The sequence below is a fragment of the Desulfosarcina cetonica JCM 12296 genome, from assembly GCF_001311845.1.
In the GTDB taxonomy this organism is placed as follows: Bacteria; Desulfobacterota; Desulfobacteria; order Desulfobacterales; family Desulfosarcinaceae; genus Desulfosarcina; species Desulfosarcina cetonica.
Genome location: NZ_BBCC01000310.1, coordinates 1 through 4,406, shown reverse-complemented (window position 1 = coordinate 4,406; position 4,406 = coordinate 1). Strand labels below are relative to the sequence as shown.

Annotated in this window: 6 protein-coding genes; all 6 read left to right on the top strand. The window is 64.8% G+C overall.

What is annotated here, in order from left to right:
- Positions 1-472: phage baseplate assembly protein V (locus JCM12296_RS32670; RefSeq protein ID WP_422699207.1), on the top strand; the 472-nt coding region annotated here is incomplete at its 5' end.
- On the top strand, positions 450-605 hold the full coding sequence (locus JCM12296_RS51150) for a hypothetical protein (protein WP_422699206.1): 156 nt from the start codon (positions 450-452) through the stop codon (positions 603-605). The genes JCM12296_RS32670 and JCM12296_RS51150, both read left to right, overlap by 23 nt.
- A 30-nt stretch (positions 606-635) precedes the next feature.
- Positions 636-1,013, top strand: a complete 378-nt coding sequence (locus JCM12296_RS32665; RefSeq protein ID WP_054701908.1) for a GPW/gp25 family protein — start codon at positions 636-638, stop codon at positions 1,011-1,013.
- Between the two features lie 12 nt (positions 1,014-1,025).
- Positions 1,026-2,192, top strand: a complete 1,167-nt coding sequence (locus tag JCM12296_RS32660; RefSeq protein WP_054701905.1) for a baseplate J/gp47 family protein — start codon at positions 1,026-1,028, stop codon at positions 2,190-2,192.
- Positions 2,189-3,490, top strand: coding sequence for a hypothetical protein (locus JCM12296_RS32655; protein WP_054701902.1), 1,302 nt, complete (start codon positions 2,189-2,191; stop codon positions 3,488-3,490). The genes JCM12296_RS32660 and JCM12296_RS32655 overlap by 4 nt, the downstream gene beginning before the upstream one ends.
- Positions 3,373-4,406, top strand: a 1,034-nt coding sequence (locus JCM12296_RS32650) for a hypothetical protein (RefSeq protein WP_218188407.1), incomplete at its 3' end; no start/stop codon positions are given. The genes JCM12296_RS32655 and JCM12296_RS32650, both read left to right, overlap by 118 nt.

The window sequence follows — 4,406 nt, the reverse complement described above, 5'->3', positions numbered from 1 at the left end:
CCCCGAGGTCGGCGCCCAGGTATGGGTCGAGTTCGAGGCCGGCAATCTCAACCAGCCGATCTGGACCGGAACCTTCTGGCAGGCCAGCGGCGATCCGCCGACCGAGGCGGCCCTCAGCCCGCCGACCACACGGGTGCTCAAGACCTTCGGGACACACCCTGCAGTTCGACGACAAGGACGGGGAGGAGAAGTTTCGCCTGGCCCATCCCGCCGGCACCGAAACCACGGTCGACGAAAACGGTACCGTCATCATCGCCGATCCCCAGGGCAACACCCTGACCCTCAACGCCGACAGCAACGAAGTGGTTCTGGAAGATGCCAACGGCAACACCCTGACCATGAATTCCAGCGGCACCACGGTCGAGGACAGCAACGGCAACAAGATCGAGATGGCCGCGTCCGGCATCACGGTCAAGGGCACCCAGGTGGTCGTCGAGGGCCAGCAGGTCATGCTCGCCGGCAGCGGCGGTGAACCGATCATCAAGGGGCAGAGTTTTCTGACCCTGTTCATGACCCACATGCACCCCAGTGCCATGGGACCCACCGGCCCGCCGGTTCCGCAAGGGGAGATGAGTACCCTGTCGATGAAGGTGATGACCTCGTGATGGTGATAACCCATAGGAGGACCGACCCGCATGCAGCGACTCAGTGATCCGTCCTATCTCGCTTTCCCGTTCCGCATCGGGACGGACGGCGCGAAAACCAGCACCCGGGCCCGGCATGTCCGTGAACAGATCGAGCAGGTGCTGTTCACCAATCCCAAGGAACGGGTGTTTCGACCCGATTTCGGTGCCGGCGTCCGCAAGCTGATCTTCGAACCCAATGCCTCGGCCCTGTGGGAGGTGACCCGCAAGCGGTTGATGGCATCGCTTGCCGAGGCCTTGCAGGGAGAGGTCGATCCACGCACCCTGGACGTCAGCGTGAGCGGCGACGGGGAAAAACTGATGATCGAGATCGCCTACCGGCTGGCAACCCTGGGACAGACCGAACAACACAGCTTTGTGGTTGGATGATGAGGATGCCCAATGGCCGAGAATCCCAAGATAACGCTTGAATTCGGAGGACGCTGCCCGGACTGCGCCCAGCGCCGGGTCTCGCTGCCGCCGCCATTGCCGGCGGTGGGGGACGATTTCGACTGGCGAGTGCGGGATTTCGACAGTTTCCGGCGGTTTATGCTCGAAGAACTGGCCGCGCGGTTTCCCGAGCGGCAGCGCTGGACCCCCGGCGATTTTGAGGTGGTGCTGGTGGAGATTCTGGCCGCGGTGCTGGATCAGCTCTCGGACATGGCCGACCGAACGGCGGCCGAAGCCATGCTGGAGACCGCCCGTCGCCCGGAATCGGTGCGTCGCCTGCTCGGTTTGATCGGCTTTGACGCCGCCACCGAGGCCGGGCTGGAAGATGACGCAGACACAGGCCGCTCCAAGGAAGAGCTGCTCGAACAGCTGTGGCGCGGAAACCTCGCGCTCATGACGGCGGCCAAGCGCGAAGGGCCGCTGGCCATTCACACCCAGCGGCGCATGGTGTCGGTGGCCGATTACGCCAGCCGCTTGATCGACCATCCCCTGGTGCTGCGCGCCTTTGCCTGGGAGGAGTGGAGCGGGGCCTGGAACCGCCTGCGGGTCGCGGTCGTGCTGTGGAAAGACTGTTCCCTGGATGCCGACGGGCTGGATTTTCCCGTGGACCTCAAGGATGCGGTGGAGCGCCTGAACCGCAATCATCAGCTGCCGGCACCCCAGTGGACGCCCGCGCCACCGACCCTTCGAACCCTTTTAAGACCCTATCTGGATGCCTTTCGCATGGTCGGCCAGGAGGTGATTCTGCAGGATGCCGAGCCGGTGGGCATCAAGATGTCGCTTTCGATCCGCGTGCGCGAGAATTTCTTCCAGTCGGAGATCCGCCACGCCGTCGAACAGGCCCTGGGCACCGGTCCGGGCGGGTTTTTCGAGCCGGGCCGGCTGGACTTCGGGGAACACGTCTACGCCAGTGATATTTTCCAAACCCTGATGGCCCTCGACGGGGTGGACAACGTCTGTCTCAACCGCTTCAAACGCCTCGGCAACGCGTATCCCGACCAGGCCGACACCGGTGAAATCGCTCTGGAGGGGCTGGAGATCGCCGTTTGCGACAATGATCCCGGCCACCCCGAACGGGGTTTTTTCAACCTTAAACTCAGTGGAGGACGGCGCGGATGAACGGTCGAACCGATTTGACCCGTTGGAACCGGGCCAGCCTGAATCGCTTCCGTTATATCGACGGCAACGCCATGACCTTCCTGGAGACCCTGCGCCAGGCCCTCTTGGCGCGGTTTGCCGATCCGGCGGCCGCGACCCTGAAATGGGGGGATCTGGTTCCCCGGCGGGCGGGCGACGCCGCCGATGCCTTTGTTCGATACGAACAGGAGCAGCTGCGGCTGGCGGCGGAGACCAAGCGTGAACGCCTCGATCGCCTGGCGGCCCAATATGATGGCGACCGGCGCGACTGGGCCTGGGAAATCGGCCGGGTATTGGCCCGTGCAGCCCACGTGTTGACCGAACACATCGATGCCTACGCCAACGAGGGCTACCTGCGCACCGCCACCCAATGGGACAGTGTGCGGCGGCTGGTCGAGATGCTCGATTACCACCCGGCGCCGCCCGCCTCGGCGTCGACCCGACTGGTGATCGCGGCCAAGGCAGGGGCCGTTGGATTGCTGGCCAGCGGGTTCCAGGTCAAATACGCGCCGCCCGACGGGGGCGCACCGGTAATTTTCGAAACCCTCGACGATCTCGACCTGGATGCCGACCTCAACCAGTTGCGACCGGCCGAATACAACCGCAATCCCGATCGGCTGGGCGGCGACCTGCTCTGGCTGGAAACCCGGGTGGAGGATCTGGCCATCGGCGATCCGCTGGTCCTCGAGGACGAGAAGACCGGGGTGCTGCGCGCCCACCGGGTTGCCGGGCTTACGGTGGACGGCGGCCTGACCCGGCTCAAGGTGTCGCCGCGCCTTTCCCGGCGTCTGCAAACCGGGTACACCCGAGTGCATCTGAAACCCAAGGATCGGCTCGCCCCCCTCGGTCCGGCCGCCAAGGGGGCCGAGCTCGAACGCGTGCTGCGTCTCACTGAAACGCCCGGGGATCTTCTGCCCGGCATGGTCCTGTACATTACCGACGGCGTCGAGGCCAGCTACCGGCGCCTCGTGTTCCTGCGCGGAAAGCGCCTGGTGGTTGACGCCGATATCGGTATCCTGCGGCTCGACCGGGGACTGGTCAGCCAGCCGGTGACCCTTGCGATCAGCCGGCAAGAGGCCGACCCCCGAACCGTCAGCGGCGGTCAGACGGTGATTTACGCCTACAGTGTGGCCGGTGACTGGTCGCGGCTGAGCGGCGCCTGGTGGCCGACAAACGCAAGGACGACGAAGGCAAAATCCATTTGCCGGTTTACCGGGTCACCGATGCCCGCTACCACCCGGCGGATGGAACCCATGAACGGCGGGGGTACACCATCTTGACCCTGACCTGGGATCAAAACGCCCACGATTTTGCCCTGGACAATCCGCAGACCCTGCTGGCGCCGCCGGCCACGCCCGGCCCCTTTCAGGTGGATACCTATCTGGAAAAAGTCAACGGCCATCTGCCGGAGACCCTTTTGGCCGAAAAACCCAAAAAGACCAGTGCCGGCGACCTGACCGTGGTCGCCATGGGCCGGCAACTGGCCTGGGCGCGATTGGCGGCGGTATCTGTTGATGAGGAAAACAAAGAAGCCGCCCTTGTCGCCGAAGATCGCTGGTTCGATCGCGGGGGCGGTGACTTCTTCCTGACCGAAACCACCCTTTACGCCCACTTCAAGGAGACCCTGCGCCTCAAGGATTGGACGCTGAACACGCGCTCCCTCACCGGCCGGCGCATCCCCCTGGCCAGCCTCTCTTCCGGGCTGACGAAGGGCCGCATCCTGATGGTGGAAAACAGCGATGACGCCGCGGCGGCCTTTTTCGCCACGGTTGCCGACGTCGACCGCTCCAAGCGTCCGGCGGAATTGGTCTTGAGTTGCGATCTGCCGGCGGGATTCACCCGTGGCAACACGTCCATCGCCGGCAATGTGGTGTTGGCCGGCCACGGCGAGACCAAGAGCGAAAAGGTATTGGGCAGCGGCGATGCGACCCGGCTGAGCCAGGTTTTCCGGTTCGCGGAAAGCGCGGTGGCCTTTGTCGCCGACGCCACCCAGCCGTCGGGAGTGCGGGCCGCCATCGTCGTGCAGGTAGCCGGACGGGCCTGGGAGCAGGTGGCCGGTTTTCAGGACAGCCGGCCGACCGATTTCCACTACACCGTGCACATGACCGAAGACGGCTTCTTGAAGATCACGTTCGGCGACGGCAAGCGCGGCCGGCGGCTGCCCACCGGGGGCAACAACCTGCGCATCACCTTCCG

Excerpts from the sequence above, each read along its gene's own strand:
- JCM12296_RS51150 (WP_422699206.1), top strand. The coding sequence starts at position 450 with ATGCTCGCCGGCAGCGGCGGTGAACCGATCATCAAGGGGCAGAGTTTT.
- JCM12296_RS32660 (WP_054701905.1), top strand. The coding sequence starts at position 1,026 with ATGGCCGAGAATCCCAAGATAACGCTTGAATTCGGAGGACGCTGCCCG.
- JCM12296_RS32665 (WP_054701908.1), top strand. The coding sequence starts at position 636 with ATGCAGCGACTCAGTGATCCGTCCTATCTCGCTTTCCCGTTCCGCATC.
- JCM12296_RS32655 (WP_054701902.1), top strand. The coding sequence starts at position 2,189 with ATGAACGGTCGAACCGATTTGACCCGTTGGAACCGGGCCAGCCTGAAT.